General features: G+C 50.4%; 21 protein-coding genes. 3 read left to right on the forward strand and 18 right to left on the reverse strand.

Going from position 1 to position 23012, the window contains the following annotated elements; genetic code table 11:
* Nucleotides 1-201: 201 nt before the first annotated feature.
* The 7 genes from LKD71_RS07060 to LKD71_RS18130 all read right to left on the reverse strand — a co-directional run bounded on the left by LKD71_RS07060 (nt 202) and on the right by LKD71_RS18130 (nt 7729).
* Nucleotides 202-1491: a homoserine dehydrogenase gene (locus LKD71_RS07060; protein WP_227614892.1), complete on the reverse strand. Its 1290-nt coding sequence runs from the start codon at nt 1489-1491 to the stop codon at nt 202-204.
* A 24-nt stretch (nt 1492-1515) separates the two neighbouring features.
* Entirely contained in the window at nt 1516-2787 is a 1272-nt protein-coding gene (locus LKD71_RS07065; RefSeq protein ID WP_227614893.1) for a metallopeptidase TldD-related protein, read from the reverse strand.
* A complete protein-coding gene (locus tag LKD71_RS07070; RefSeq protein ID WP_227614894.1) occupies nt 2787-4208 on the reverse strand; it encodes a TldD/PmbA family protein in 1422 nt (473 codons plus the stop codon). Before LKD71_RS07070 ends, LKD71_RS07065 begins: the two co-directional genes overlap by 1 nt.
* A 135-nt stretch (nt 4209-4343) precedes the next feature.
* Nucleotides 4344-5093 carry a triose-phosphate isomerase gene (tpiA, locus tag LKD71_RS07075; RefSeq protein ID WP_227614895.1) on the reverse strand — a complete coding sequence of 250 codons (750 nt, stop codon included), beginning with the start codon at nt 5091-5093 and terminating at the stop codon, nt 4344-4346.
* A 70-nt stretch (nt 5094-5163) separates the two neighbouring features.
* Complete coding sequence (locus LKD71_RS07080) at nt 5164-6360, reverse strand: phosphoglycerate kinase (protein ID WP_178044943.1); 1197 nt, start codon at nt 6358-6360, stop codon at nt 5164-5166.
* A 107-nt stretch (nt 6361-6467) separates the two neighbouring features.
* A complete protein-coding gene (gene gap, locus LKD71_RS07085; protein ID WP_178044942.1) occupies nt 6468-7487 on the reverse strand; it encodes a type I glyceraldehyde-3-phosphate dehydrogenase in 1020 nt (339 codons plus the stop codon).
* A gap of 107 nt (nt 7488-7594) precedes the next feature.
* Nucleotides 7595-7729 carry a hypothetical protein gene (locus LKD71_RS18130; RefSeq protein WP_255632954.1) on the reverse strand — a complete coding sequence of 45 codons (135 nt, stop codon included), beginning with the start codon at nt 7727-7729 and terminating at the stop codon, nt 7595-7597.
* On the opposite strand from LKD71_RS18130, the gene LKD71_RS07090 reads away from it, so the two are divergent.
* Nucleotides 7712-8521: a histidinol-phosphatase HisJ family protein gene (locus tag LKD71_RS07090; protein ID WP_227614896.1), complete on the forward strand. Its 810-nt coding sequence runs from the start codon at nt 7712-7714 to the stop codon at nt 8519-8521. The genes LKD71_RS18130 and LKD71_RS07090 overlap by 18 nt on opposite strands.
* Before the next feature lie 43 nt (nt 8522-8564).
* On the opposite strand, the gene nifU is transcribed toward LKD71_RS07090, so the two are convergent.
* The 3 genes from nifU to LKD71_RS07105 are packed head-to-tail and all read right to left on the reverse strand — an operon-like array spanning nt 8565 to nt 10695.
* Nucleotides 8565-9008, reverse strand: coding sequence for a Fe-S cluster assembly scaffold protein NifU (gene nifU, locus LKD71_RS07095; protein ID WP_178045411.1), 444 nt, complete (start codon nt 9006-9008; stop codon nt 8565-8567).
* Nucleotides 9009-9034: 26 nt separating this feature from the next.
* Nucleotides 9035-10216, reverse strand: coding sequence for a cysteine desulfurase NifS (nifS, locus tag LKD71_RS07100; RefSeq protein ID WP_178045410.1), 1182 nt, complete (start codon nt 10214-10216; stop codon nt 9035-9037).
* On the reverse strand, nt 10213-10695 hold the full coding sequence (locus LKD71_RS07105) for an RrF2 family transcriptional regulator (RefSeq protein WP_227614897.1): 483 nt from the start codon (nt 10693-10695) through the stop codon (nt 10213-10215). The genes nifS and LKD71_RS07105 overlap by 4 nt, the downstream gene beginning before the upstream one ends.
* A 131-nt stretch (nt 10696-10826) precedes the next feature.
* Here LKD71_RS07105 and LKD71_RS07110 point away from each other — a divergent pair, with 131 nt between their 5' ends.
* A complete protein-coding gene (locus LKD71_RS07110) occupies nt 10827-12362 on the forward strand; it encodes a polysaccharide biosynthesis protein (RefSeq protein WP_227614898.1) in 1536 nt (511 codons plus the stop codon).
* Between the two features lie 190 nt (nt 12363-12552).
* Nucleotides 12553-13272: an N-acetylmuramoyl-L-alanine amidase family protein gene (locus LKD71_RS07115; protein WP_227614899.1), complete on the forward strand. Its 720-nt coding sequence runs from the start codon at nt 12553-12555 to the stop codon at nt 13270-13272.
* Between the two features lie 61 nt (nt 13273-13333).
* Here the strand turns inward: LKD71_RS07115 and glgA are convergent, their stop codons facing one another.
* From glgA to dxs, 8 genes are all read right to left on the reverse strand, one after another.
* Nucleotides 13334-14782, reverse strand: a complete 1449-nt coding sequence (gene glgA, locus LKD71_RS07120; protein ID WP_227614900.1) for a glycogen synthase GlgA — start codon at nt 14780-14782, stop codon at nt 13334-13336.
* Nucleotides 14783-14857: 75 nt separating this feature from the next.
* Complete coding sequence (spo0A, locus tag LKD71_RS07125) at nt 14858-15658, reverse strand: sporulation transcription factor Spo0A (protein WP_178046814.1); 801 nt, start codon at nt 15656-15658, stop codon at nt 14858-14860.
* A gap of 307 nt (nt 15659-15965) precedes the next feature.
* Nucleotides 15966-17183 carry a SpoIVB peptidase gene (spoIVB, locus tag LKD71_RS07130; RefSeq protein WP_227614901.1) on the reverse strand — a complete coding sequence of 406 codons (1218 nt, stop codon included), beginning with the start codon at nt 17181-17183 and terminating at the stop codon, nt 15966-15968.
* An 87-nt stretch (nt 17184-17270) separates the two neighbouring features.
* Nucleotides 17271-18947, reverse strand: coding sequence for a DNA repair protein RecN (recN, locus tag LKD71_RS07135; protein WP_227614902.1), 1677 nt, complete (start codon nt 18945-18947; stop codon nt 17271-17273).
* A gap of 2 nt (nt 18948-18949) precedes the next feature.
* Nucleotides 18950-19411: an arginine repressor gene (gene argR, locus LKD71_RS07140; protein WP_227614903.1), complete on the reverse strand. Its 462-nt coding sequence runs from the start codon at nt 19409-19411 to the stop codon at nt 18950-18952.
* Nucleotides 19412-19424: 13 nt separating this feature from the next.
* Entirely contained in the window at nt 19425-20285 is an 861-nt protein-coding gene (locus LKD71_RS07145) for an NAD(+)/NADH kinase (protein WP_227614904.1), read from the reverse strand.
* 5 nt (nt 20286-20290) lie between these two features.
* Nucleotides 20291-21100 carry a TlyA family RNA methyltransferase gene (locus LKD71_RS07150; RefSeq protein WP_227614905.1) on the reverse strand — a complete coding sequence of 270 codons (810 nt, stop codon included), beginning with the start codon at nt 21098-21100 and terminating at the stop codon, nt 20291-20293.
* 21 nt (nt 21101-21121) lie between these two features.
* Entirely contained in the window at nt 21122-22999 is a 1878-nt protein-coding gene (dxs, locus tag LKD71_RS07155; RefSeq protein ID WP_227614906.1) for a 1-deoxy-D-xylulose-5-phosphate synthase, read from the reverse strand.
* Between the last annotated feature and the right edge of the window lie 13 nt (nt 23000-23012).

Genomic DNA, 23012 nt, shown 5'->3' on the forward strand with positions numbered 1-23012 from the left:
ACGTCGATTGACGACAACGCAGCAGATGAAAACTTATACAAGTTATTTGGCGAAATGTCAGTGATACAGTACACTAGTTGCTTCACGACCTGCGCTTTAAATCGGGTCCGATTCAAACTTCTTTTTATGCTGTTGAATTCTTCAATCCCAATCGTCCATATTCTACCCGATTTTTTCCTGTCCGTCAACACTTTCACGAAGTTATATCTGACCATAAACGCGGATCATGGAAGAAATCTCCTTCACGGTGGACATGCCGGAGATCACTGCCAGGGAATCCTGGAAATTCTTCTCCTTCACTTCATCGGTGATGACCACAATCTCCGCCCGGTCTTTTTTCTTGCCTTTCTGGATGATCTGGGCGATGCTGACGCAGTTATTGCCGAAAACGCCCGCAATATTGGCCAGCACACCGCTCCGGTTCTCCACCTGCATCCGGAGGAAATAGGCGCAGGAGATATCTTCCATCTTTTTCAGCGGAATCTCCTTATAGCAGGTGCAACCGATCCGGCCCCGGCAACCGAACACCATGTTCCGGACTGCATCCAGGATATCGCCCACCACCGCACTGGCTGTAGGCAGTTCTCCGGCTCCTCTTCCGTAAAACATCGTGTCATCCACAGCGTCCCCGTGGACAAAGACTGCGTTAAAGGAATCCCGTACAGAGGCCAGTGGATGGGTACTCGGGATCAGCATGGGCTGAACCCGGGCTTCGATGCCCTCGGGAGTCTCTTTCGCCACACCGAGAAGTTTGATATCGCGGCCCATCTCTCTCGCATAACGGATATCTGTCGCTGTAATTTTCGTGATACCTTCCGTATAAACGTCGTCAAAGGTCACTCTGGAATGAAAAGCGATAGAAGCCAGGATCGCGACCTTTCGGGCAGCGTCCAGACCCTCGATATCGGCCGTGGGATCTGCCTCCGCATAGCCAAGCTCCGTAGCCAGAGCCAGGGCTTCCTGAAACTCCATGCCCTCCTCCGCCATTTTTGTCAGGATAAAGTTTGTCGTTCCGTTGACGATACCCATAACCTCAGAAATATGATTTCCGGCCAGGCACTCCTTTAAGGGGCGGATGATGGGGATTCCGCCTGCCACAGCGGCCTCAAAGAGAAGATCGGACTTCGTCTCTGCAGCCGCGTCCATCAGCTCTTTTCCGTGGGAGGCCAGAAGATCTTTATTGGCCGTCACCACGCTTTTTCCCGCGTGGAGCGCATCCAGGATATATCTTCTTGCCGGTTCAATGCCGCCCATGACTTCCACGACAATGGAGATCTCAGGATCTTCCAGGATGCTCTTCCATTCTGTCATGAGGATGGAGGGATCATCCAGTTTTCTCGAAGCCTTCTCCGTGTTCCGGACAAGGACTTTTTTCAGCTGAATTTTCGCCCCGACTTTATGGGGAATTTCTTCCTGTTGTGCTTTCAGTACTTTATAAACGCCGGTACCCACAGTTCCTAGGCCCAGCAGTGCGATCTTAACAGTTTCCATCACTTTTTCTCCTTCCGTTTTTGCTTAACAGCCGGCGATGCTCACATCCTCCAGCAGTACCGCGCAGGGTACGATGAAATTGTTGATTTGTCTGGTCTCTTTGGAAAATTTCATATTTTTCAGAACTTTTCCATAATTTCCGGAAAGGGAGCCGCTGGTCACAGCCTGTCTCGTCTTTCCGTCGGATTCATAGCCCAGACGGATCTCGCCGCCAAAGGTTCCGGAGACCGGATCCATATCAAAGCAGCTGAACTCTGTGATTTCCAGGTGCGGAATCTTGCGAAGCTCCGCCTCTGTCATCGTTCCGCCGGAAACAATCGCATTGTTCATGGAAGTGGTGTTCTCCATTTTCATATAGTAAGCGTGCTGCGTGCTTCCCCAGAAATTCCGGCAGATGCCGTCCTCGAAAAGCAGGCACTCCGTCACCGGATTGCCATCGCTGTCGTAGGGCTCTTTTCTCGTGGAGCCTTCCATGGCGGGAATCAGACGGATGGTCAGAGGATCTGCCTCCTCGCCGGTCATTTTCTCGCCGATTCTGGCCTTTGCTACGCCCATATACTGATTGGAGGCGTTGGTGTGGGCCGTAAAGTAGCGGAAAAATGTCACCACATCGTCCCCGGTGAGAAGAACGGCGCCGTGCTCCTGCTGGGTGGTGGGCTTCGCATCCAGCCGGTCATGGCCGCTGACGAAAAGTTTTCCGGCCTCCTCGGTGATCCGGTCTACATTTTCGTCGGAGAAGGTGATCTCCCTTAAAAGCTCGATCTCGTGGCCGTCTTTTTTCACATTGATGACCAGCTCGGTCTCATCGTCGCCGCTTGAAAAGCTCACATCCACGCCCTTGGAATTGCGGATATGTGTCTTCTTTCTATTTACAAAAATCTCATAGGAATTGACTTTCTCGTCGGCCTCTGTCCGGACTGCCTGAAGGGTCTTGATGATCCGCACCAGCTCTTCATCCATATCCCCTGCTTCCGTCTCCGCTTCTTCCGCTTTTGTGCCGGAAACCACCGGATACCAGGGGTTCTTTACAAATTTTGCTGCAAAAAGAGCGGACCGGATCTCTTTTTCCATCTCCTCCGGTGTGCTGGTGGGATGGATCTCCTTGGTAGCGCTTCCACGGAATTTGCCGTCCTCGCTGTCCACATAGACTGTCACAAAGGTGTGCGTTACCTTTTTGGCCCGTCCCATATCCAGCTTCTGACCGATGAAAAAGGCTTCCCGGGAGCAGGTGGTCGTCTCACGGATCAGAAAATCGCTGGCTCCGCTTTTTTCCAGAATCTCATATAATTTATCCATTATCCCAACCTCACTTTACATTTCAGGTATGGGCCGCCATCGCTGACTTTCACCCATTCTTTGTAGCCTTTTCCGCAGGCTCCTGTTCCAAAAAGCTCCGTCTTGTCCGAGCGCATGGAGATGCTCTTTAAGAGATCCGGCACATAACCGGTAAGCGTCAGAGGGCCAACCACCTTTCCGGTGAGTTTTCCGTCTTTGATCTCTCTTCCCATGGAAACCATACACTGAATGCCCCAGTGTTTGGGGTCCTCCATACCGGACTGGGCTCCGTCCAGAAGATAGCCGTCCTTGATGGAAGCAATCATCTCTTCCAGCGTATTATCTCCGGTGGTAAAGAACGTGTTCGTCATACGAGTGTAGGCTTTTCTCTCGAAGCTCTCCCTCTTGCCGTTTCCGGTGGGAGTCGTTCCCAGACGCAGAGCGCTCAGAAGGTCGCTGATACCGGTCACGAGAGTTCCGTCTTTGATGATGGTCGTGTCTGTTCCCAGTGTTCCCTCATCGTCGAAGAGATAACTGCTGACTTCCGCTGCGCTGGCCGCGCCATCCTTCATGGAAGTGATGTCGGAAGCCACTTTTTTGCCCACATACTCTTTGGCCAGGGCGCGCTCCTTCACAAACATATCCATCTCCACGCCGTGACCAAAGGCCTCGTGCGCGATCAGACCTGTAATCTCCGGAGCTGTAATCACATCGTACATACCCGGGACCACAGAATCCGCATGAAGCTTGTCATCCAGCATTTTCAGGATATCATCAACAGAGCCTTCGATCTCATCCAGCAGTTCTGCACCCTTGAGTCCTGAAAAGCCGCGGAATACCATATCCTGTTTTTCGCCGTCAACGCCGATGGCTGCCGCCATTCCTTCTGCATAGGCATAGGTCTGCATGAGATCCTTTTTTTCAGAAAGGAAAAGCTTGCTCACATGAGCAAACTGGGCTGCGGCCCGGAACTCAATAACATATTTTCCTGCTGCTCCCGTATCGCTGATCTTTTTCAGTCGGCCCAGAATCTCCTCGGGAGAAACGCTCGTCGGATCCACACTGATCTCTCCAGTCATGGATTTCTCGATTTTCTCCTCATGGATCAGCGGAGCCTCCATCTTCTCAATTCCCAGTTCTTCCATCATATGAAGCTCTTTCTTCAGAGTCTCAGTGATGGTGGAAGCCAGTTTCTCAATATCTTCATATTCATTGAATGAATATTCCATATAGCAGCTGTTCTCATAGACACGGACTACAAAGCCGCGCTCATTGAAGTGATAATCTCCAACGCTGGTCTGCCGCTGTCCCACCAGATAGGTCGTACCCGTGACATCCGTACACAGCACACTGACATAGGCAAAGTCCTTTTTCAGAAGTTCAACGAGCTTCTGCATATCCGGTTTTACCGCTGTCAGGTATTCTGACATTTTCACCTGCATGCTTTCTTCCTCCTTATATTTACTGGCTCCATTTTAAAACTTTCTGCTCCCTGTGGCAAGTCCCGGAAATGAAAAAAGCCGCTGAATGTCTGGTTTCCCTTCCATTCAGCGGCATTTCACACAGTTGTGTATGAATTATTTGTAGTTTACGATCTTACCGAAGTCCGGTTTCAGAGCGGCTCCGCCTACCAGACCACCATCGATATCCGGCTGAGCGAAAAGCTCCGGAGCGGTAGCTGCGTTTACAGATCCACCGTACTGGATACGGATAGCTTCTGCGGTTGCCTCGTCATAGATCTCAGCGATGCATTTACGGATCTCGCCGCAAACTTCCTGAGCCTGCTCGGTGGTAGCGGTTTTTCCGGTTCCGATTGCCCAGATCGGCTCGTAAGCGATAACAGCTTCTTTTGCCTGATCAGCAGTCAGTCCCTGGAAACCGATCTTAACCTGCTGGCGGATGAAGTCCATAGTAACACCCTGCTCTCTCTGCTCAAGAGACTCGCCGCAGCACATGATCGGAGTCAGACCATGCTCGAAAGCTTTTTTCATCTTTTTGTTGATATCAGCATCGGTCTCACCAAAGTAACCGCGTCTCTCGGAATGGCCAAGGATGACATATTTCACACCGGCATCAACCAGCATGTTCGGAGAGATCTCTCCGGTGTATGCACCTTTCTCCTCGAAGTACATGTTCTCAGCGCCAACCTGGATGTTGCTGCCTTTGACAGCCTCAACAACCGGTACGATATCGATAGCCGGTACGCAGAATACTACGTCTGCATCCTCGGTAGCTACCAGCGGTTTCAAGGTCTCAACCAGAGCAACTGCCTCACTCGGAGTCATATTCATTTTCCAGTTGCCTGCGATAATTTTCTTTCTTGCCATGATTAATCGATCTCCTATCGAAATTCTTATGTTTTCAGGAGCCGGCAAAACCGGCTCCCATATTTTTAACTCAGTCTTTGTCGTTAGCAGCTGCTACGCCCGGAAGCTCTTTTCCTTCCAGGAACTCAAGGGAAGCGCCGCCGCCGGTGGAGATATGAGTCATCTTGTCGCCATATCCAAGGATATTTACTGCTGCTGCAGAATCACCGCCGCCGATGATGGTGGTAGCGTCTGTCTCAGCCAGTGCCTTGGCAACAGCCTCGGTACCATGTGCGAAGTTCGGCATCTCGAAGCAGCCCATCGGTCCGTTCCAAACAACGGTCTTAGCGTCTTTGACTGCATCTGCGAAGAGCTTCTCGGTCTCCGGTCCGATGTCCATTCCTTCCCAACCATCGGGGATCTCGCCGCGTTTTACAACCTGGATGTTGCAGTCGTTGGAGAAGCTGTCACCGATACGGTTATCAACCGGGAGAAGCAGTTTCACACCTTTCTCCTCAGCTTTTTTCAGCATGTTCAGAGCATACTCCATGTAATCATCCTCGCAGAGGGAAGTACCGATGTGGCCGCCCAGAGCTTTGGAGAAGGTATAGGACATACCACCGCCGATGATCAGAGTATCTACTTTGTCCAGAAGACGCTCGATAACAGAGATCTTGCTGGAAACCTTAGCGCCGCCCAGGATGGCAACGAAGGGTCTCTCCGGATTCTCTACGGCATTGCCGAGGAAATCGATCTCTTTCTGCATCAGATAACCTACAACGCAGGTATCTACGAACTTGGTAACGCCAACGTTGGAGCAGTGTGCTCTGTGAGCGGTACCGAATGCATCGTTTACAAATACATCACAAAGGGAAGCCAGCTCTTTGGAGAAGTTGTCCTCGTTCTTGGTCTCCTCTGCGCGATAACGGGTGTTCTCCAGAAGGATGACATCACCGTCTTTCATCTCAGCTACAGCAGCTTTTGCGTTCGGTCCTACAACTTCCGGATCAGCAGCGAATTTTACTTCCTGACCAAGAAGCTCGGTGAGACGTGCAGCTACCGGAGCCAGAGACAGCTCGGGTTTCGGCTCTCCCTTGGGTTTTCCAAGATGGGAGCAAAGGATTACTTTTCCGCCGTCAGCGATCAATTTTTTGATGGTCGGCAGAGCAGCTACCAGACGGTTCTCGTCTGTGATCTTTCCATCCTGAAGGGGAACGTTAAAGTCGCAGCGAACCAGGACACGTTTTCCTTTCACATTGATATCATCAACAGATTTTTTGTTAAGCATGGGAATACCCTCCTTAAAATAGATAAATAACGCGATTTCTTTGTTTTCTCGCGAAAAAGGGCCCGGTCCAAATCGACCGGACCCTTTATGAGCCTTACCTTACAGAATTATTTCTCCAGCAGTTTACCGAAGTATTTGATTGTTCTGCACATCTGGCTGGTGTAGGAGTTCTCATTGTCATACCAAGAAACTACCTGAACCTCAGTAGTACCATTCTCCAGCGGAAGAACCATGGTCTGAGTTGCATCGAACAGAGAACCGAATCTCATACCAACGATATCGCTGGATACGATCTCATCCTCGTTGTAACCGAAGGACTCGTTGGAAGCAGCCTTCATAGCAGCGTTGATCTGCTCTTTGGTTACATTTCCTTCAACAACAGCAGTCAGGATGGTGGTAGAACCGGTCGGGGTCGGTACACGCTGAGCAGAACCGATCAGTTTGCCGTTCAGTTCCGGGATAACCAGTCCGATTGCTTTTGCAGCGCCGGTGCTGTTCGGAACGATGTTGATAGCAGCTGCACGGGATCTTCTCAGATCGCCTTTTCTCTGCGGGCCATCCAGAGTCATCTGGTCACCGGTGTATGCATGAATGGTGCACATGATACCGGATTTGATAGCTGCCAGGTCGTTCAGAGCTTTTGCCATCGGAGCCAGGCAGTTGGTGGTGCAGGATGCTGCGGAGATGATGTTGTCATCTTTGGTCAGGGTCTCATGGTTTACATTGTAAACGATGGTCGGAAGGTCGTTACCAGCCGGAGCGGAAATAACAACTTTCTTAGCGCCTGCATCGATATGAGCCTGTGCTTTTGCTTTGGAGGTGTAGAATCCGGTACACTCCAGAACTACATCAACACCAATCTCTCCCCACGGAAGCTCTGCTGCGTTTGCTTTTGCATAAATTTTAATCTCTTTTCCATCAACAGTGATAGAGTCCTCACCAGCACTTACAGTGTCAGCCAGTGCGTATTTACCCTGAGTGGAATCGTATTTCAGTAAGTGAGCAAGCATTTTCGGGGAAGTAAGGTCGTTGATTGCTACAACCTCGAAGCCTTCAGCACCAAACATCTGTCTGAATGCAAGACGTCCAATACGTCCGAATCCATTAATCGCTACTTTTACTGCCATGATAATATTCCTCCTAAAAGTAATTTGATAGTTTCATGTAAATGCGTCTTCAATTCTCTTTCAGCAGATTGTTAAAGATACATCAACTTGCCCTTATTTTACCTAATTCATACGGAAAATTCAAGTCCCATTTCAAATTTTATTCTCTTTTTAGACTTTGGCTTTACTTTTGCTCTTTTTTTATATATCATGAAATTACCAAAAACTAAGAAAGAAGGCTTATTATGGCGGTTGATTTTCATATTCACTCCTCCTTTTCCGGGGATTCTGATGCCCCCATGGAGCAGATGATCCAGGAAGGGCTCAAGAAGGGGCTTCGGACCATGTGCTTCACGGAACACATGGATATGGACTATCCGGAGGAACCGGGAGTTTTTGAAGTGGATACCAGAAGTTATCACGAGAAATTCCTTCAGATGAAGGAAAAATACCAGGATCAGATCGAGCTTCTTTTCGGCATCGAGCTGGGCTTACAGCCTCACCTGGCTGGACGGCACCGGAAATATCTCTCGGAATGGCCCTTTGATTTCGTCATCGGCTCCTCCCATGTAGTCCACGGGAAGGACCCCTACTTTCCTGCTTTTTATGAGGGAAAAACGGAGTCGCAAGCCTATCTCGAATATTTCGAGAGCATCCTCGAAAATCTGGCTGTCTTTGACGAGATGGACGTCTACGGCCACATCGACTATGTGGTGCGCTACGGCCCCAATAAAAATCAACACTATACTTATGAGGCCTATCGAGAGGTTCTGGATGAGATTTTAAAGACCCTGATCCGGAAAGATGTGGGGCTGGAGCTCAACACCGCCGGTTATAAATACGGCCTTGGTCATCCCAATCCCACGGAAGCAATCTTAAAAAGATACATGGAACTCGGCGGCGAAATCCTCACCATCGGCTGTGACGGCCATGCTCCGGAGCAGCTGGCCTGGGATTTTGAGAAAATTCCGGCTCTCTTAAAGGAATGTGGTTTCCGCTATTATACGGTATTTGAGGAGCGGATGCCCGTTTTTTATCCGGTGGAAACCTTTTAAAAAGAAAAAGCCCTGCAGACAGCTGCCTGCGGGGCTTACTTTTTTAATATTCCTCTTCTTCGGCTTCTTCACCCTCGTGAATGTCTGACTTGGGTTTCTTCAAGCCTTCGATTTTGATACCGTGTTTCTCTGCATAGTCCCAGAGAGCCGCATGGATGGCTTCCTCTGCGAGAAGGGAGCAGTGAACCTTTACAGGAGGAAGTCCGTCCAGAGCCTCCATAACTGCTTTATTTGTTACCTGGAGAGCCTCCTGGATGCTCTTGCCCATTACCATCTCGGTTGCCATGCTGCTGGTAGCTACTGCTGCGCCGCAGCCAAAAGTCTTGAATTTGCAGTCTTTGATGATGCCGTTGTCATCAATATCCAGATAAATTCTCATGATATCGCCACATTTTGCGTTTCCCACGGTGCCTACGCCGCTGGCATTCTCGATCTCTCCTACGTTTCTGGGATGCTGGAAATGATCCATTACTTTTTCACTGTACATTTTCTATTCCTCCAAATGATCTTCTATTACTTCTGTTTCTTGATAAAATCTTCGTAAAGGGGAGACATGCTGCGGAGTTTGTCAATGATCTCTTTCAGAGATTCCACAACGTAGTCCATATCTTCTTTCGTGATCTCTTCGTTCAGGGTCAGACGCAGAGAACCGTGGGCGATCTCATGAGGCAGACCGATGGCCATCAGTACATGAGAGGGATCCAGGGAACCGGAAGTGCATGCAGATCCGCTGCTTCCGCAGATTCCTTTCATATCCAGCATGATCAGAAGGGACTCTCCCTCCAGGAACTGGAAGCTGAAGTTGGCGTTGTTCGGCAGTCTCCGGGTGCGGTCTCCGTTCAGACGGCAGTAGGGGATCTCTGTGAGCACGCGCTCGATGAGGTAGTCTCTGGTCTCTCTTTCTTTGGCTGTACGCTCTTCCATGCTGCTCATGGCACGCTCTACGGCTTTGCCAAGACCTACGATACCAGGAACATTCTCTGTACCGGCACGGCGCTTTCTCTCCTGTGCTCCGCCGTGAACAAAGCTTCTGATCTTCACACCTTTACGGATATAGAGGAAACCAATGCCTTTGGGGCCGTTTAATTTGTGGCCGCTGGCACTGAGCATATCAATGTGACAGACATCTACATTGATCGGAAGCTGTCCGAAAGCCTGCACAGCATCGGTGTGGAAAAGGATTCCATGCTCTTTTGCGATGGCGCCGATCTCTTCGATGGGCTGAATGGTTCCGATCTCGTTGTTGGCGAACATGACGGAAATCAGGATGGTATCCGGGCGAATAGCCTTCTCCAGCTCGTCGAGTTTTACAACACCATTCTCATCCACATCCAGGTAGGTGATCTCAAAACCGCGTTTCTCCAGATACTCGCAGGTATGAAGGATAGCGTGATGCTCGATCTTGCTTGTGATGATGTGTTTTCCTTTGGAAGCGTAGGCTTCAGCGGTAGCTTTTAAAGCCCAGTTATCGGACTCGGAACCGCCTGCGGTAAAATAGATCTCTTCCGGCTTTGCGCCAAGAGAATCTGCGATGGTTTTTCTGGCTGCGTCCACGGCCTGTTTGCTCTTTCCGGCGAACTCATAGACGCTGGAGGGGTTTCCGTAATACTCTGTAAAATAAGGAAGCATTGCCTCCACTACTTCCGGTGCGGTCTTCGTGGTAGCCGCATTATCAAGATAAATTAATTTCTTCATGATTTCTCACTCCTTGCACATGGCTCATTGGTTTTACCTGTCGTATGGATCTCTGTCGTCTTCTTCACACGTCTGCTCTCATTGATCAGATCGGAAAGTTTGATCTCATCCACGGTCTTCTGAATGCTGGCATTCATCCGCTCCCAGACGTATTTTGTCACACAGAACGAGGATTCTTCACAGCCGTTTGCCTGCTCTCCCGGGCACTCCACTGCTTTCAGGCTGCCCTCCAGAGCTCGTAAGATATCTCCCACGGAAACCTCTGCGGCAGGTCTCGCCAGACGGTATCCACCGGAAGCACCCCGGATGCTCGTCACCAGACCGGCTTTCTTAAGCTTTGCCATAAGCTGTTCCAGATATCCCTCGGAAATGTGCTGGCGCTCTGCTATACTGTTCAGGGAAACCGCTTCGTTTTCACTGTAGACAGCCAGATCGATCATAGCGCTCAAACCATAACGGCCCTTCGTTGACAACTTCATGGCATCTTCCCTCCGTCAGCATTTTCAATTCCAACTATTTTGCTAGGTTTTTCATTAAGAATATAGCACCACCGTTCCGTTCTGTCAAGTCCCCGCTTTGCATAAACTGAAAGAAAACGGATGGTTTCTCCATGGATCACAAAAAAACGGTCCTGCGGGGCGCTTTCCTTCTTACCGCCGCAGGTTTTTTAAGCCGGATTATGGGCTTCTTCTACAGGATATTCCTCTCGCGGATCATTGGTGCAGAGGGCCTGGGCCTTTACCAGATGATCTTTCCCATCCTGGCCCTCGCTCTGTCCGTCACCTCCGCAGGGCTCTCCACTGCCATTTCCCATCAGGTCTCCCGGAAAAATGCCCTCGGGGACAAAAGGGGCATCTGGAACATCTTTTTCGCCGGAGCCGCCTTTTCGCTTCTGCTCTCCTTTCTCGCGGCCGGACTCCTCAGAAGCTATGCCGGGGTTCTGGCGGAAGTTTTCTTAAAGGATGTCCGCTGTGAGGAGCTCTTGAAGTATCTGGCTCTCGCCATTCCTTTCGCCTCCCTTCACACTATCGTCACGGGCTGTTTCATCGGCAGAAAAAAGACAGGACTTCCGGCTCTCTCCCAGCTTTTCGAGCAGCTGGTCCGAATCCTCTCCTCCCTGCTGATCTGGCAGATCTTTCAGGAAAAGGGCTTTGCACCCACGCCCCTCATCGCCGTAGGCGGAATGCTGGCTTCTGAGATTCTCACCAGCCTTCTCACCCTGCTGCTTCTGCTTTTTCAGACTCCCGTCTTTGCGCCGCCTTCCTTATCTATTATGCGAAAAAGTCTGGAAAAGCTGACGGAGATCGCCCTGCCCATCAGCGGCAGCCGTTTTTTCTTAGGGATTTTTCAGAGTATGGAGGCGGTGCTGATCCCCCTGCGGCTTCGTTTCTTCGGCTACAGCCTTTCAGAGGCCTACAGTCATTATGGCATCCTGACTGGCATGGCTCTGCCTCTGGTGCTTTTTCCCTCGGCTGTCACCGGAGCGGTCTCTATGCTCCTGATTCCGGAGATTTCGGAGGCCGATACCTTAAATGACCGGCAGGCCATTCTCCGGACAGCCAGAAGCACCGTAGCGGGCTGTCTGTACTTAGGGATTTTCTGCACCGGAAGCTTTTTTCTCTTCGGAAAGGAACTTGGGCTTTTCCTTTTTCAGAGTGAGGAGGCCGGAAGCTATATCCGGATTCTGGGCTGGATCTGTCCTTTTCTCTATCTTGGAACCACACTTTCCAGTATTCTGAACAGCCTCGGAAAAACGACCGCTGTCTTTTTTCAGAATCTCCTGGGTATCCTGATCCGGATTCTCTTTGTCTGGTTCGGTATTCCACGGTTTGGAATCCTGGGGTGTTTGCTGGGAGTTCTCTTTTCACAGCTTACCGTGGCATTGTTGGCCCTTCGGACGGTTTTTGAGGCGGTGCCGGAGATGGAGTTTGATTTGAAGGATTTGTTGATGCCGTTACTTTTTCTGGGGTGGAGTCTTTGTCTGATTACGGTTGGGGATGGGATTATGAGTACATTCTTTCCGGCGCTTCTATCAGGAATCGAGCAAAGTCCGGTGTTACTTTTCCTTCGTGTCGGACTTTTTACAGCAGCTTACTCTTTCTTTACTTTATATTTTTTTCGAACACATGCTCAAGGACGTTCATAGCATCAGGTCTCAGACCCGCCCATTACAAAACGCAAATCCAGCCTATTGCAAACAAGTTTGCATAGTCTGTTTTTGTGTTTTGCTTATGCTCTGAACTGTTAAGTTTAAAATAAGAATTTTTCCCTTGTCAGAACTTTTTTTCTATGCGATGATAGTAAAAAAGGAAGAAAATTCTGGCAGGAGGATGATCATGAAACGCAGGATAAAAACAACGTTCTGTCTGCTGGCCGCGGCGATCTGCTTTCTGTTTCCCCTGAAGGGGCAGGCTGCAGACTCTTATGAATGGGTGATGGACTCAGTCAACGCGCGAATCCAGTATGTGAACACAACAACAGGCGAACCTCTGAAATCTCAGTTTAAAAAGATCAAAGGCTACATCTACTATTTTGACAAGAATGGCTACGCAGCCACCGGTTTTACCAAGATTGATGGCTTCTATTACTACTTTGACAGCACCGGCGCCATGCTGAGAAGCGAATGGCGGGCAGACCGCTACTTCCTCTACAATGGACGGATGGCTGTCAATCAGTATGTGAAGAGTGCAACCGGTTATACTTACGTTGGAAAAGACGGCACGCCAGTGGAGAATTATTCCAAGTCACGGCCAGCCAAATTCATTAAAGATTCTGTAGGTTTCCGTTACCGGAATCTGGACGGCACCTATTCCCGGAAGACCTGGCAATGCATCAAGGGTTCCTGGTATTATTTCTATTCCAGCGGCTATATGGCCCGTCGCACAAAGCTTGGCATGTATTATGTAGGCACTAACGGAAAAATGGTCACGAACCGATGGATCAAAATCGGAAACTACAAATACTATTACGGGGCAGACGGACGGATGACCAAAAAAGTACGGATCAAGTCCTCCTCCACCGGTTCCTCCGGCAATACCATTGTCGATATCAATTAAATCACGGCATAAAAAACTCCGGCAGCGGAAATCCGCTCCGGAGTTTTCTTATCTCTAATCTCTATTTTCCAGGCGCCAGCCAGTTGTACATCTCCTCGTACTTCGCTGCGGAAGCTTTCCAGGAGAAATCAGCCGCCATGGCACGGTCGATGATCTTGTTCCACTCTCTCCGTTTGTCATAGTAAACGGACATGGCATATTTAATGGTATAGAACATTTCATGTGCGTTGTAATTCGTGAAGCTGAAGCCTGTTCCCGTACCGTCGTATTCGTTATAAGGAATGACAGTATCCTTCAGACCGCCGGTCTCACGGACGATGGGAAGGGTTCCGTAGCGAAGACTCATGAGCTGGCTTAAGCCGCAGGGTTCAAAGAGGGACGGCATCAGGAAGGCATCGCAGGAGGCATAAATCTTGTGGGACATTGCCTCGGAATAGAAGATGTTCGCGGAGACTTTGCCCGGATATTTCCATGCGAAGTGACGGAACATATTCTCGTAACGCTCTTCTCCTGTTCCCAGAACCACCAGCTGAACATCCTGTTGACAGAGCTCATCCATCATGTAGGCGATGAGGTCAAAGCCCTTCTGGTCTGTCAGACGGGAAACCACGCCGATCATAAACTTCTTGTCGTCCTTCTCAAGACCCAGCTCTTCCTGAAGAGCCTGTTTGTTTTTCACCTTTTCCTTGCGGAAATTCTTGATGTTATAGTTTTTAGTAATAAAAGCATCCGTCTCCGGATTGTACTCATCGTAATCGATTCCGTTTACGATTCCGCGGAGGTCATTGGAACGGGCATTGAGAAGGCCGTCCAGATGCTCTCCGTAGAACGGTGTCTTGATCTCCTCCGCATAGGTAGCACTCACGGTAGTAATCGCATCTGCATAGACCAGTCCGCCCTTGAGATAGTTGGCATCTCCGTAGGCTTCCAGTTTATCCGGTGTGAAATAGTAAGCCGGAAGTCCTGTGATATTCCGCACCGTTTTCACATCCCAGACGCCCTGAAATTTCAGGTTATGTATGGTCATGACAGATTTGATCCCACGGTAAAACTCGTTGTCACTGAACTGATCTTTCAAGAAAACAGGAACCAGACCCGTCTGCCAGTCATGGCAGTGGATGATGTCAGGACGGAAGTCCACATCCGGCAGGATCGAGAGAGCTGCCTTTGAGAAAAATGCAAATTTTTCAATATCTTCGTAAATATTTCCGTAAGGTCTGGGACCTGCAAAATAAAACTCATTGTCGATAAAATAATACTGGATTCCTTCGTAATTCATTCCCAGTACGCCCACATACTGGCTTCTCCAGCCGAGATCCATATAAAAATGGGTAATGTACTCCAGTCTTGACTTATACTCTTCCTTCATGCACATATACTTGGGAAGAACCACTCTAACATCAAAATATTTTTTGTCAAAGCACTTGGGCAGAGAGCCGACCACATCCGCCAATCCTCCCGTTTTGATAAAGGGAACACACTCGGAAGCGATAAATAATACCTTTTTCATACAATTATCCTCCTGATACTGATAGTTCTTGCTATATAAAAGTATTATACCGCATTTTCCATAAAAAGCCAATAACTATCTGTTTTTATATTCTAGCCGGATTTTATCTGCAATAAGGGCAATGAACTCAGAATTGGTGGGTTTTCCTTTGCCTCCGCTGACGGTATAGCCGAAAAGTTCCTCGATCGTATCCATCTTTCCGCGGCTCCAGGCCACCTCAATCGCATGGCGGATGGCCCGCTCCACGCGGCTCGGTGTCGTCTGGTGCTTCTTAGCAATCGTAGGATATAGAATCTTCGTGATCGAATTGAGCATATCCATATCTCCCACCGACATGATGATGGCATCTCTCAGATACTGATAGCCCTTGATATGAGCGGGCACACCGATCTCATGAATGATCTCCGTCACATCCGTCTCCAGATTCCGCTCGATGTACTCAGCCTTGCTTTCGTAGGCATTAACCCGGCGAACCTCCTGGAAATTCTTCTCGCTGCGATTTTTTCTCACATGTTTGATACGGCTGATCACCATATCATTGTCAAAAGGTTTCAGAATATAGTAATTTGCACCCAGGGCAAAGGCATCCTCCGTGATCTTCTCCTGCCCCACAGCAGTGATCACGATAAAGGCAGGGCGTTTCTTCATATTTTTGTCTTCGTTCACCCGCTCCATCACCGTTAGTCCGTCCACTTTCGGCATAATAATATCCAGAAGGACCACATCCGGCTCTTTCGCCTTGATGATATCGTAAAGTTCTTCCCCGTTTCCGGCTTTTCCCACAACATTCAACTCCTCATCACTGCTCACGATCCGGTCCAGAAGCTCCACTATCCGCTCGTTATCGTCAGCAATGGCCACATTCAGCTTTTCCATCTGGTCTTTCCTCCAAATCCTTTTTCGTCTTTGCTCGATCAAAAACTATAAATATTATAGTAAGAGACGGCGAAAATCGCAACCAGAACTTGTCTCCCTTTCTCGTCAGGATTCGACAAATGAGCGTCAGATAAAGGCATTGGCCGTCATGGCAAAGACCGGCACCTTTTTCGCGTCGAAGCGCTCCAGCTTTTTCTGTTTTTCTTTCAGGCTTTCATAGCTTCCATGAGATGCCCCCCTGCAAATTGCTGGGTATGTTTTTCTTAATATTATACGATATTTGAAAAAAAGACTGTCAACAAAAACACTAAGCGGTTCTGTGTGATAGCATATTCTCAATAAAAATCCCGTACCCTCTCGCTGAATCCTGGACGAAGACGTGGGTGACGGCGCCGATGAGTTTTCCGTTCTGGAGTATGGGGCTGCCGGACATGCCCTGGATGATACCGCCGGTGAGGTTAAGGAGCTCCGGGTCGGTGACGGAGATCACCATGCTTTTGTTGGGATCGGAACCGGCTAGGTTGACTTTTTCAATCTGAATGGAGTAGGACCTGACGCTGCCGCCAACGGCTGAAAGAAGGACAGCGGGGCCGATGGTCACATCCTGCTTGTAGGCTGTCTCCACCAGTTCTCCCTGCTGAAAAATTCCCTGATCCTTTGTGATCCGACCGAAAATTCCCGAAGTGGTGTTCTTCTCGATGGTTCCCAGAACCTCAGAGGACTGATAGCGGATGATGCCGGTCATTTCCCCGGGACTTCCCTTGAGGCCTTTTACCACAGAGAGGATGTCCGTATGGTAGAGCGTCCCGCCGCTTAAATTCAGAAGAGTTCCCGTGTCCACATCACTGATGCCGTGGCCCAGGGCCCCATAGTTTCCGTTCTCATCCATGTAAGTCAGTGTTCCGATGCCCTGGGTGTCGTCCCTGACCCAGAGGCCGAGCTTGTAACTTCCTTTTTTGTCAAGGACAGGCTGAACCAGAAGCTCCGTGAGATTTCCGTCCCGCTCTACCTTCAGGACCACAGGCTCCCCAGCGGAAGCGCCCACCTCGCTGACCAGCTCTTCCTTTCTCGTCACCGCGGAGCCGTTGGCCGCCACAATGTAATCGCCGGAATGGAGAATATTTTCCGCCGGGTCAGAAAAGCTTCCGTCGGTCTTTTCCACGGCCCCGGTCCCCACCACAAGAATTCCACGGGTCTTCATGTAGATTCCCACCGGCGTCCCGCCAGCGTACACTCGGGTCCGTGGAATCACTGTCACATCCACATTTTTTATGGGAATCACGCCCAGGAGGCTATACCGGATCTTCACTTTTCCGGATGGGATATTGGAGGAAGGCTGGCTGTCCGCCTCCAGAAATTCCTCCTCCACAAAGGGAAGATGGATCAGTCCGCTGGTACTCTCTCCCTCCGCAACCAGATACTGATCCGGTATACTACCGGAAAGAAAAACAAAGGAAAGGGCAGAAATTCCTATCAGGAACGCCAGTGCAAAGAGCAGCCGGCGTTTTTTTCCGAATCGATTCACGATCTTCACATCCTTTCGTTTCATCTAAAAAAGGATGTACCGTAACGTACATCCCTTTTTAGTATGTGAAAATCCAATCGAGTCACACTAGTATTTTTTTGTACAAACTGCCAATTCTTTCATTTCACGGGCGCTCTGACGAACCGTCGCTGTGATCTCCGCCCCGCCGAGGATTCTTGCCAGTTCCTCGATGCTCTCCTCATCGGAAAGTCTGCGGATGAAGGTTTTCGCCTCCTGATCCACGATCTTTTTCTCGATGCAGAAATGCGTATCTGCCATGGAAGCGATCTGGGCCAGATGTGTGATGCAGATGACCTGACGGCTTCTGGCAATGACTGCCATTTTTTCCGAAACCTTCTGGGCGGTCCGGCCGCTGATACCCACGTCGATCTCATCGAAAATCATGGTTCCCACAGCGTCCTTATCCGCCAGAACGGTCTTGATGGCCAGCATCACACGGGAAAGTTCACCGCCGGAAGCCACTTTCTGAAGGGGCATCAGCGGCTGTCCCGGGTTCATGGAAATCAGAAAGCAGATCGTATCAAAGCCTTCGGGTCCCGGCGCGCTCTCCTGAAAATCAATGGCAAATTTTACATCCAAGAAATTCAGATCCTTAAGAACCGCCGTAATTTTCCCGGAGAGGAGCTCCGCCGCTTTTTTTCGGATGGCACTGACTTTGGCGCAGGCAGAAAGAAGTTCCGCCCGCTTTGTCTCCAGTTCCTTTTTCAGCCGCAGCCGGTAGGCCTCGTAGTGCTCCAGCTCTTCCAGCCGCTCTTCCTTTTCCTTCTTATAAGAAAGAACTTTTTCGATGCTGCCGCCATATTTCGCTTTCAGGTGATTCAGAAGATTCAGCCGTTCTTCCGTACGGTTAAAACTTTCCGCATCAAAAGAAATGCTCTCCTGATAGTCTGCCAGTTCCCGGTGAAAATCATTCAGAAGATTATCAATATCCGCCAGCTCACTGGTAATCATTTCCAGTTTTTCATCATAAGCCGAAGCGGAAGAAAGGCTCCGGTAGGCTCTCGATACCAGCTCCGCGGCCCCGCCAAAATCGGAACTCGTGAGATTTTCCGCCTCCGTGACCCCTTCCATGATCTTCTGGCTGTTCACCTGACGGCGGTAGGCCTGTTCCAGCTCTTCATCCTCCCCCGTTTTCAGGGCGGCTTCCTCGATCTCTCCCACCTCGAAGGCCAGAAAATCCATCTCTTTGGCTCTGGCCATTTCGGAAAGATCGGTCGCTTTTAATTTTTTCTCCAGGGAATCGTACTCCCGGTAGAGATTCCGTACCGTATTTATGGGCTCCAGAAGCTCCTCCCCGGCAAAGGCATCGAGAATCGCCAGATGATTCTTCTGATGAAGCAGCGCCTGGTGTTCGTGCTGACCGTGAATATCGATAAGGATCTCGGAAACCTGACGGACCAGAGACACCGGAACCGTCTCCCCGTTCACCTTGCTGACACTGCGGCCGTTTATCAGACGACGGCTGATGATAATCTGGTCGTCCTCCATCGGAATATCGAGCCTTTCCAGTGCTTTTCGCTGACGCTCATTGTCCACGGAAAAAACAAGCTCCGCCAGGGCAAAGGCGGCATCCTCCCGGGCAAAGCCTTTAAAGCCTGCCAGGCCCAGTGCCACATTAACAGAACCAATGATAATGGATTTTCCTGCGCCGGTTTCTCCGGTCAGGATATTGAGGCCCTCGGTGAGATCAATGTCAGCCTCGTCGATGAGGGCCATATTTTTTACATGAATATTTAAAAGCATAATTATTCGTTCGGCTCTCCCACGATTTTACGGATTTTCTCCATGACAAGAAGCGTATCGTCTACGCTCCGGTTGGCGCACATGATAGTGTCATCCCCCGCGATGCACCCTGCCACCTCTGGCCACTGCATGGCGTCGATGGAAGCAGCCACCGCCATGGCCATCCCGGATACGGTCTTTACCACCAGAATGTTCTGGGCCATATCCATGGATAGGAAACCGTCTTTGAGAATCCTTAAATATTTTTCGTTCATATTTCCTCTGGAAGCCTGCATGACCGCATATTTCTGCCGTCCGTCGTTCAGGGAGATCTTCGTCAGCTTCAGTTCCCGGATATCTCTCGACACAGTGGCCTGGGTCACACGGAAGCCTTCGCCGTTCAGAAGATCCGCCAGCTCTTCCTGTGTCTCCACATCGTTTCTGCTGATGAGATCAATAATTTTTGCATGTCTTGCAATTTTCATTTGCCGGTTCCTCCTACTGTCCATTCATTTTGGTCCGAAGGACCTCCAGAAAGCTGATCTGGTTAATCTTGATCAGCCGGGTCTTTTTCACCGCCTTTCGGATCACGACTTTGTCCGTGCAGGTAAGACGCGCAGAAGTATCTCCGTCAAAGGTCACTTCCGCGCCGTCGCCGCTTCTGCTATGACCCGGAAGCATTTCCACTGTGATCTCCGCGTCGTCCGGAAGAATGATACTGCGGGTGTTCAGCGTATGAGGCGCTACGGGAGTCATGAGAAGCAGAGAAGCTTCCGGCGAGACAATGGGGCCTCCCGCCGACAGGCTGTAGCCTGTGGAACCCGTAGGTGTGGAAACCACCATCGCGTCTGCACTGTAACGGTTTAGGTACTCTCCATTCACATAGATCTTAAAATCGATGATCCGAAGCTTGCCGTAGCGGCCAATGACGATATCGTTCAAAGCCAGATCTTCCATGACTTTTTTTCCCTGATGGTAAACCTCGCCATAGATCATCATGCGGCTGACAAGCTGATAATCCCCCGCCAGAAGCCGTTCGAGAGCCGGCTCGATGCCCCGGCGGTCCACCTCGGCAAGATATCCCAGCGTGCCCATATTGATGCCAAGGAGCGGGAGATCCCGCTCGGTCAGGTCCCTTGAGGCCTGCAGAAGGGTTCCGTCCCCACCAAGCACCAGCACACAGTCCACATCCTCCGGAATAACGGAAGCATCGGTGTACTTATAGCTGCCGCCACCCTCCGCCGGATTTTCCCGGATGGTACATTTTTTTCCCCGTTTTTCCAGATACTCTTTCACAAAACGGGTCGTCTGAAATTCCGGGTCCTTGTCTTTATTGGTTACGATATAAAAACTGTCCATATTTTTTACCGGTCCAGCGTCTTATGCGCTTCCTCCACCACTGCGGTTACATCCACCGGGAACTCGGTCTGAACAAAGCCCTCCGGCTGTTTTTTGATATGCAGAAGATACTCGATGTTTCCCTCCGGTCCCTTGATCGGGGAAAACTCCAGGTTCTTCACCTCGAAAGCGATACTTCCCGCGTAGGCGATGACCATGCGGATCACTTCCTCATGAACGGCCTTATCGCGGACAACGCCTTTCTTTCCGACTTTCTCCCGGCCGGCCTCAAACTGAGGTTTGATGAGGCAGACCACCTCGCCGTCCTCCGTCAGAAGATTTCGCACGAGGAGCAATACCTTGGTAAGAGAGATAAAGGAAACGTCGATGGAGGAAAATGCCACAGGCTCCTGAATATCCTCCGGTGTCACATAGCGGATGTTGGTCTTTTCCATGCAGACTACCCGCGGATCGTTTCGAAGCTTCCAGTCCAACTGGCCATGACCCACATCCACGGAGTAGACCTTCACAGCTCCGTTCTGGAGCATGCAGTCAGTGAAACCACCGGTGGAGGCTCCCACATCCATGCAGACCTTTCCTTCCAGAGTCACAGCAAAGTGGCTCATGGCTTTTTCCAGCTTCAGGCCCCCCCGGCTCACATATTTCAGTGTATTTCCCCGGACCTCGATCTTTGCCTCTTCCTTAAACATGCTTCCGGCCTTATCTTCCTTCTGGCCGTCCACATAGACCTGACCGGCCATGATGATGGCTTTCGCCTTCTCTCTCGATGTGGCGTAGCCCTGCTGCACCAGCAACATATCCAAACGTTCTTTCATGATTTCTTCCTTCCCCGGCGCTCATCGCTCCGGGTTCTGGCCCAGGGCTGCCGCCATTACTTTTTTCAGTATGATGGAGGCGCTGATGCCTGTCTCTTCCTTCAGGACCTCCACATTTCCGTGTTCGATATAATCATCCGGCAGAGAAATGTTCAGAAGAGAAGCCTCGCTTCCGATCTCATTTAAGTAATCCAGCACATGTTCTCCGAAACCGCCGCATTTTACATTTTCTTCCATCGTCACAAAAAGCCTGTGATCCTTCGCAAGCTCCCGGATCAGGTCTTTGTCGATGGGCTTTACAAACCGCGCGTTGACCAGCGTACAGGAGAAGCCTCTCTCCCGAAGCCCGTGGCGCACTTCCTCCGCGGTCTTCACCATGCTTCCCACAGCCAGAAGGACGATATCCTCCTCGTCGTAGATGACCTCGCTCTTTCCGAAAGCGATGGGTGCCCGAAACTCCTGCAGGCCGTCGTAGGCCTCGCCTCTGGGGTAACGAACGGCAATCGGGCCGTCATAGTTCACCGCAAATTTCATCATATCCGAAAGCTCCCATTTATTCTTGGGGGCCATGATGCACATGTTGGGAATCGTGGACAAAAACGAAAGGTCGAAAATTCCCTGATGGGTCTCTCCGTCGCTCCCCACAAGACCTGCCCGGTCAACGGCAAAGACCACATGCATGTTCTGGATACAGACGTCATGCAGGATCTGATCGTAGGCCCTCTGAAGGAAGGAGGAATAAATGGCCACCACCGGCTTTAAACCGGCCGCTGCAAGTCCCGCCGCAAAGGTCACTGCATGCTCCTCCGCGATGCCCACGTCGAAGAACCGGTCCGGGAAATTGCTATGGAACCGTTTCAGACCGGTGCCCACCTCCATGGCAGCCGTCACAGCCACCACCTTCGGATCGCGGTCTCCCATTTTCCTCATGATGGTGGAAAAAACATCGGTCCAGTTCGCCTTCACCCGCTTGTTCTTCGGAAGGCCGGTAGCGATATCAAAAGGCTCTGCACCGTGGAATCTGGCAGGATGGCGCTCTGCCGGAGCATAACCTTTTCCTTTCTTCGTGAAGACATGAAGGAGCACGGCTCCTTCGACCCTCTTGGCTTCTTCCAGCGCCCGCATCACCTGGCCGATGTTGTGACCGTCCACGGGGCCCAAATAGGTAAGACCCATATTTTCAAAAAGCATGCCCGGAATAAACAGCTGCTTGAGGCCGTTCTTTGTCTTCCGAATCCTGCTGACAATCTTCTCTCCGTAGACCGGGACGCGATTCAGGGAATCCGTCACCGCGGTCTTCAGGTTCAGATAACCCTCCGCCGTACGGAGACTGCCGAGATAATTTGACATGCCGCCCACGTTCTCGGAAATCGACATGTTGTTGTCGTTCAGAACGATGATAAAATTGCTCTTCAGGCGGGCGGCGTTATTCATGGCCTCGTAGGCCATTCCGCCGGTGAGGGAGCCGTCTCCGATGACGGAAATCACATAGTTATCCCCGCCTAAGATTTCCCTGGCCCGCACAAGACCGAGGCCTGCGGAAATCGAGGTGGAACTGTGGCCCGTATCAAAGGCATCGCAGTCGCTCTCTTTTCTCTTTGGGAAACCGCTCATGCCGCCGTATTTTCTTAAAGTATCAAAGCCTTCCCGCCTGCCGGTGAGAAGCTTATGGGTATAGGCCTGATGGCCCACATCCCAGACGATCTTGTCCTCCGGAAGGTTAAAAGTCAGATGGAGAGCCATCGTCAGCTCCACAACACCCAGATTGGATGCCAGATGACCGCCCGTATTGCTGATCTTCTCGATGAGAAATTCCCGGATCTCCTGAGCCAGGGCCGTGAGCTCCTCTCCTTTCAGCTTTTTGATGTCACCTGCCTGATTGATTTGTTCCAAATACATCCATTTTCACCTT

The organism is Fusicatenibacter faecihominis (genome assembly GCF_020686945.1).
GTDB classification, from domain to species: domain Bacteria; phylum Bacillota; class Clostridia; order Lachnospirales; family Lachnospiraceae; genus Limivivens; species Limivivens faecihominis.

Excerpts from the sequence above, each read along its gene's own strand:
- LKD71_RS07060 (WP_227614892.1), bottom strand. The coding sequence starts at position 1,491 with ATGGAAACTGTTAAGATCGCACTGCTGGGCCTAGGAACTGTGGGTACC.
- LKD71_RS07105 (WP_227614897.1), bottom strand. The coding sequence starts at position 10,695 with ATGAAGTTGTCAACGAAGGGCCGTTATGGTTTGAGCGCTATGATCGAT.
- LKD71_RS07150 (WP_227614905.1), bottom strand. The coding sequence starts at position 21,100 with ATGAAAGAACGTTTGGATATGTTGCTGGTGCAGCAGGGCTACGCCACA.
- nifU (WP_178045411.1), bottom strand. The coding sequence starts at position 9,008 with ATGTACAGTGAAAAAGTAATGGATCATTTCCAGCATCCCAGAAACGTA.
- LKD71_RS07090 (WP_227614896.1), top strand. The coding sequence starts at position 7,712 with ATGGCGGTTGATTTTCATATTCACTCCTCCTTTTCCGGGGATTCTGAT.
- nifS (WP_178045410.1), bottom strand. The coding sequence starts at position 10,216 with ATGAAGAAATTAATTTATCTTGATAATGCGGCTACCACGAAGACCGCA.
- LKD71_RS07115 (WP_227614899.1), top strand. The coding sequence starts at position 12,553 with ATGAAACGCAGGATAAAAACAACGTTCTGTCTGCTGGCCGCGGCGATC.
- tpiA (WP_227614895.1), bottom strand. The coding sequence starts at position 5,093 with ATGGCAAGAAAGAAAATTATCGCAGGCAACTGGAAAATGAATATGACT.
- gap (WP_178044942.1), bottom strand. The coding sequence starts at position 7,487 with ATGGCAGTAAAAGTAGCGATTAATGGATTCGGACGTATTGGACGTCTT.
- LKD71_RS07080 (WP_178044943.1), bottom strand. The coding sequence starts at position 6,360 with ATGCTTAACAAAAAATCTGTTGATGATATCAATGTGAAAGGAAAACGT.
- argR (WP_227614903.1), bottom strand. The coding sequence starts at position 19,411 with ATGAAAATTGCAAGACATGCAAAAATTATTGATCTCATCAGCAGAAAC.
- LKD71_RS07110 (WP_227614898.1), top strand. The coding sequence starts at position 10,827 with ATGGATCACAAAAAAACGGTCCTGCGGGGCGCTTTCCTTCTTACCGCC.
- LKD71_RS07065 (WP_227614893.1), bottom strand. The coding sequence starts at position 2,787 with ATGGATAAATTATATGAGATTCTGGAAAAAAGCGGAGCCAGCGATTTT.
- dxs (WP_227614906.1), bottom strand. The coding sequence starts at position 22,999 with ATGTATTTGGAACAAATCAATCAGGCAGGTGACATCAAAAAGCTGAAA.
- LKD71_RS07070 (WP_227614894.1), bottom strand. The coding sequence starts at position 4,208 with ATGCAGGTGAAAATGTCAGAATACCTGACAGCGGTAAAACCGGATATG.
- LKD71_RS07145 (WP_227614904.1), bottom strand. The coding sequence starts at position 20,285 with ATGGACAGTTTTTATATCGTAACCAATAAAGACAAGGACCCGGAATTT.
- LKD71_RS18130 (WP_255632954.1), bottom strand. The coding sequence starts at position 7,729 with ATGAAAATCAACCGCCATAATAAGCCTTCTTTCTTAGTTTTTGGTAAT.
- glgA (WP_227614900.1), bottom strand. The coding sequence starts at position 14,782 with ATGAAAAAGGTATTATTTATCGCTTCCGAGTGTGTTCCCTTTATCAAA.
- recN (WP_227614902.1), bottom strand. The coding sequence starts at position 18,947 with ATGCTTTTAAATATTCATGTAAAAAATATGGCCCTCATCGACGAGGCT.
- spo0A (WP_178046814.1), bottom strand. The coding sequence starts at position 15,658 with ATGGAAAAGCTGAATGTGGCCATTGCTGACGATAACGAGCGGATAGTG.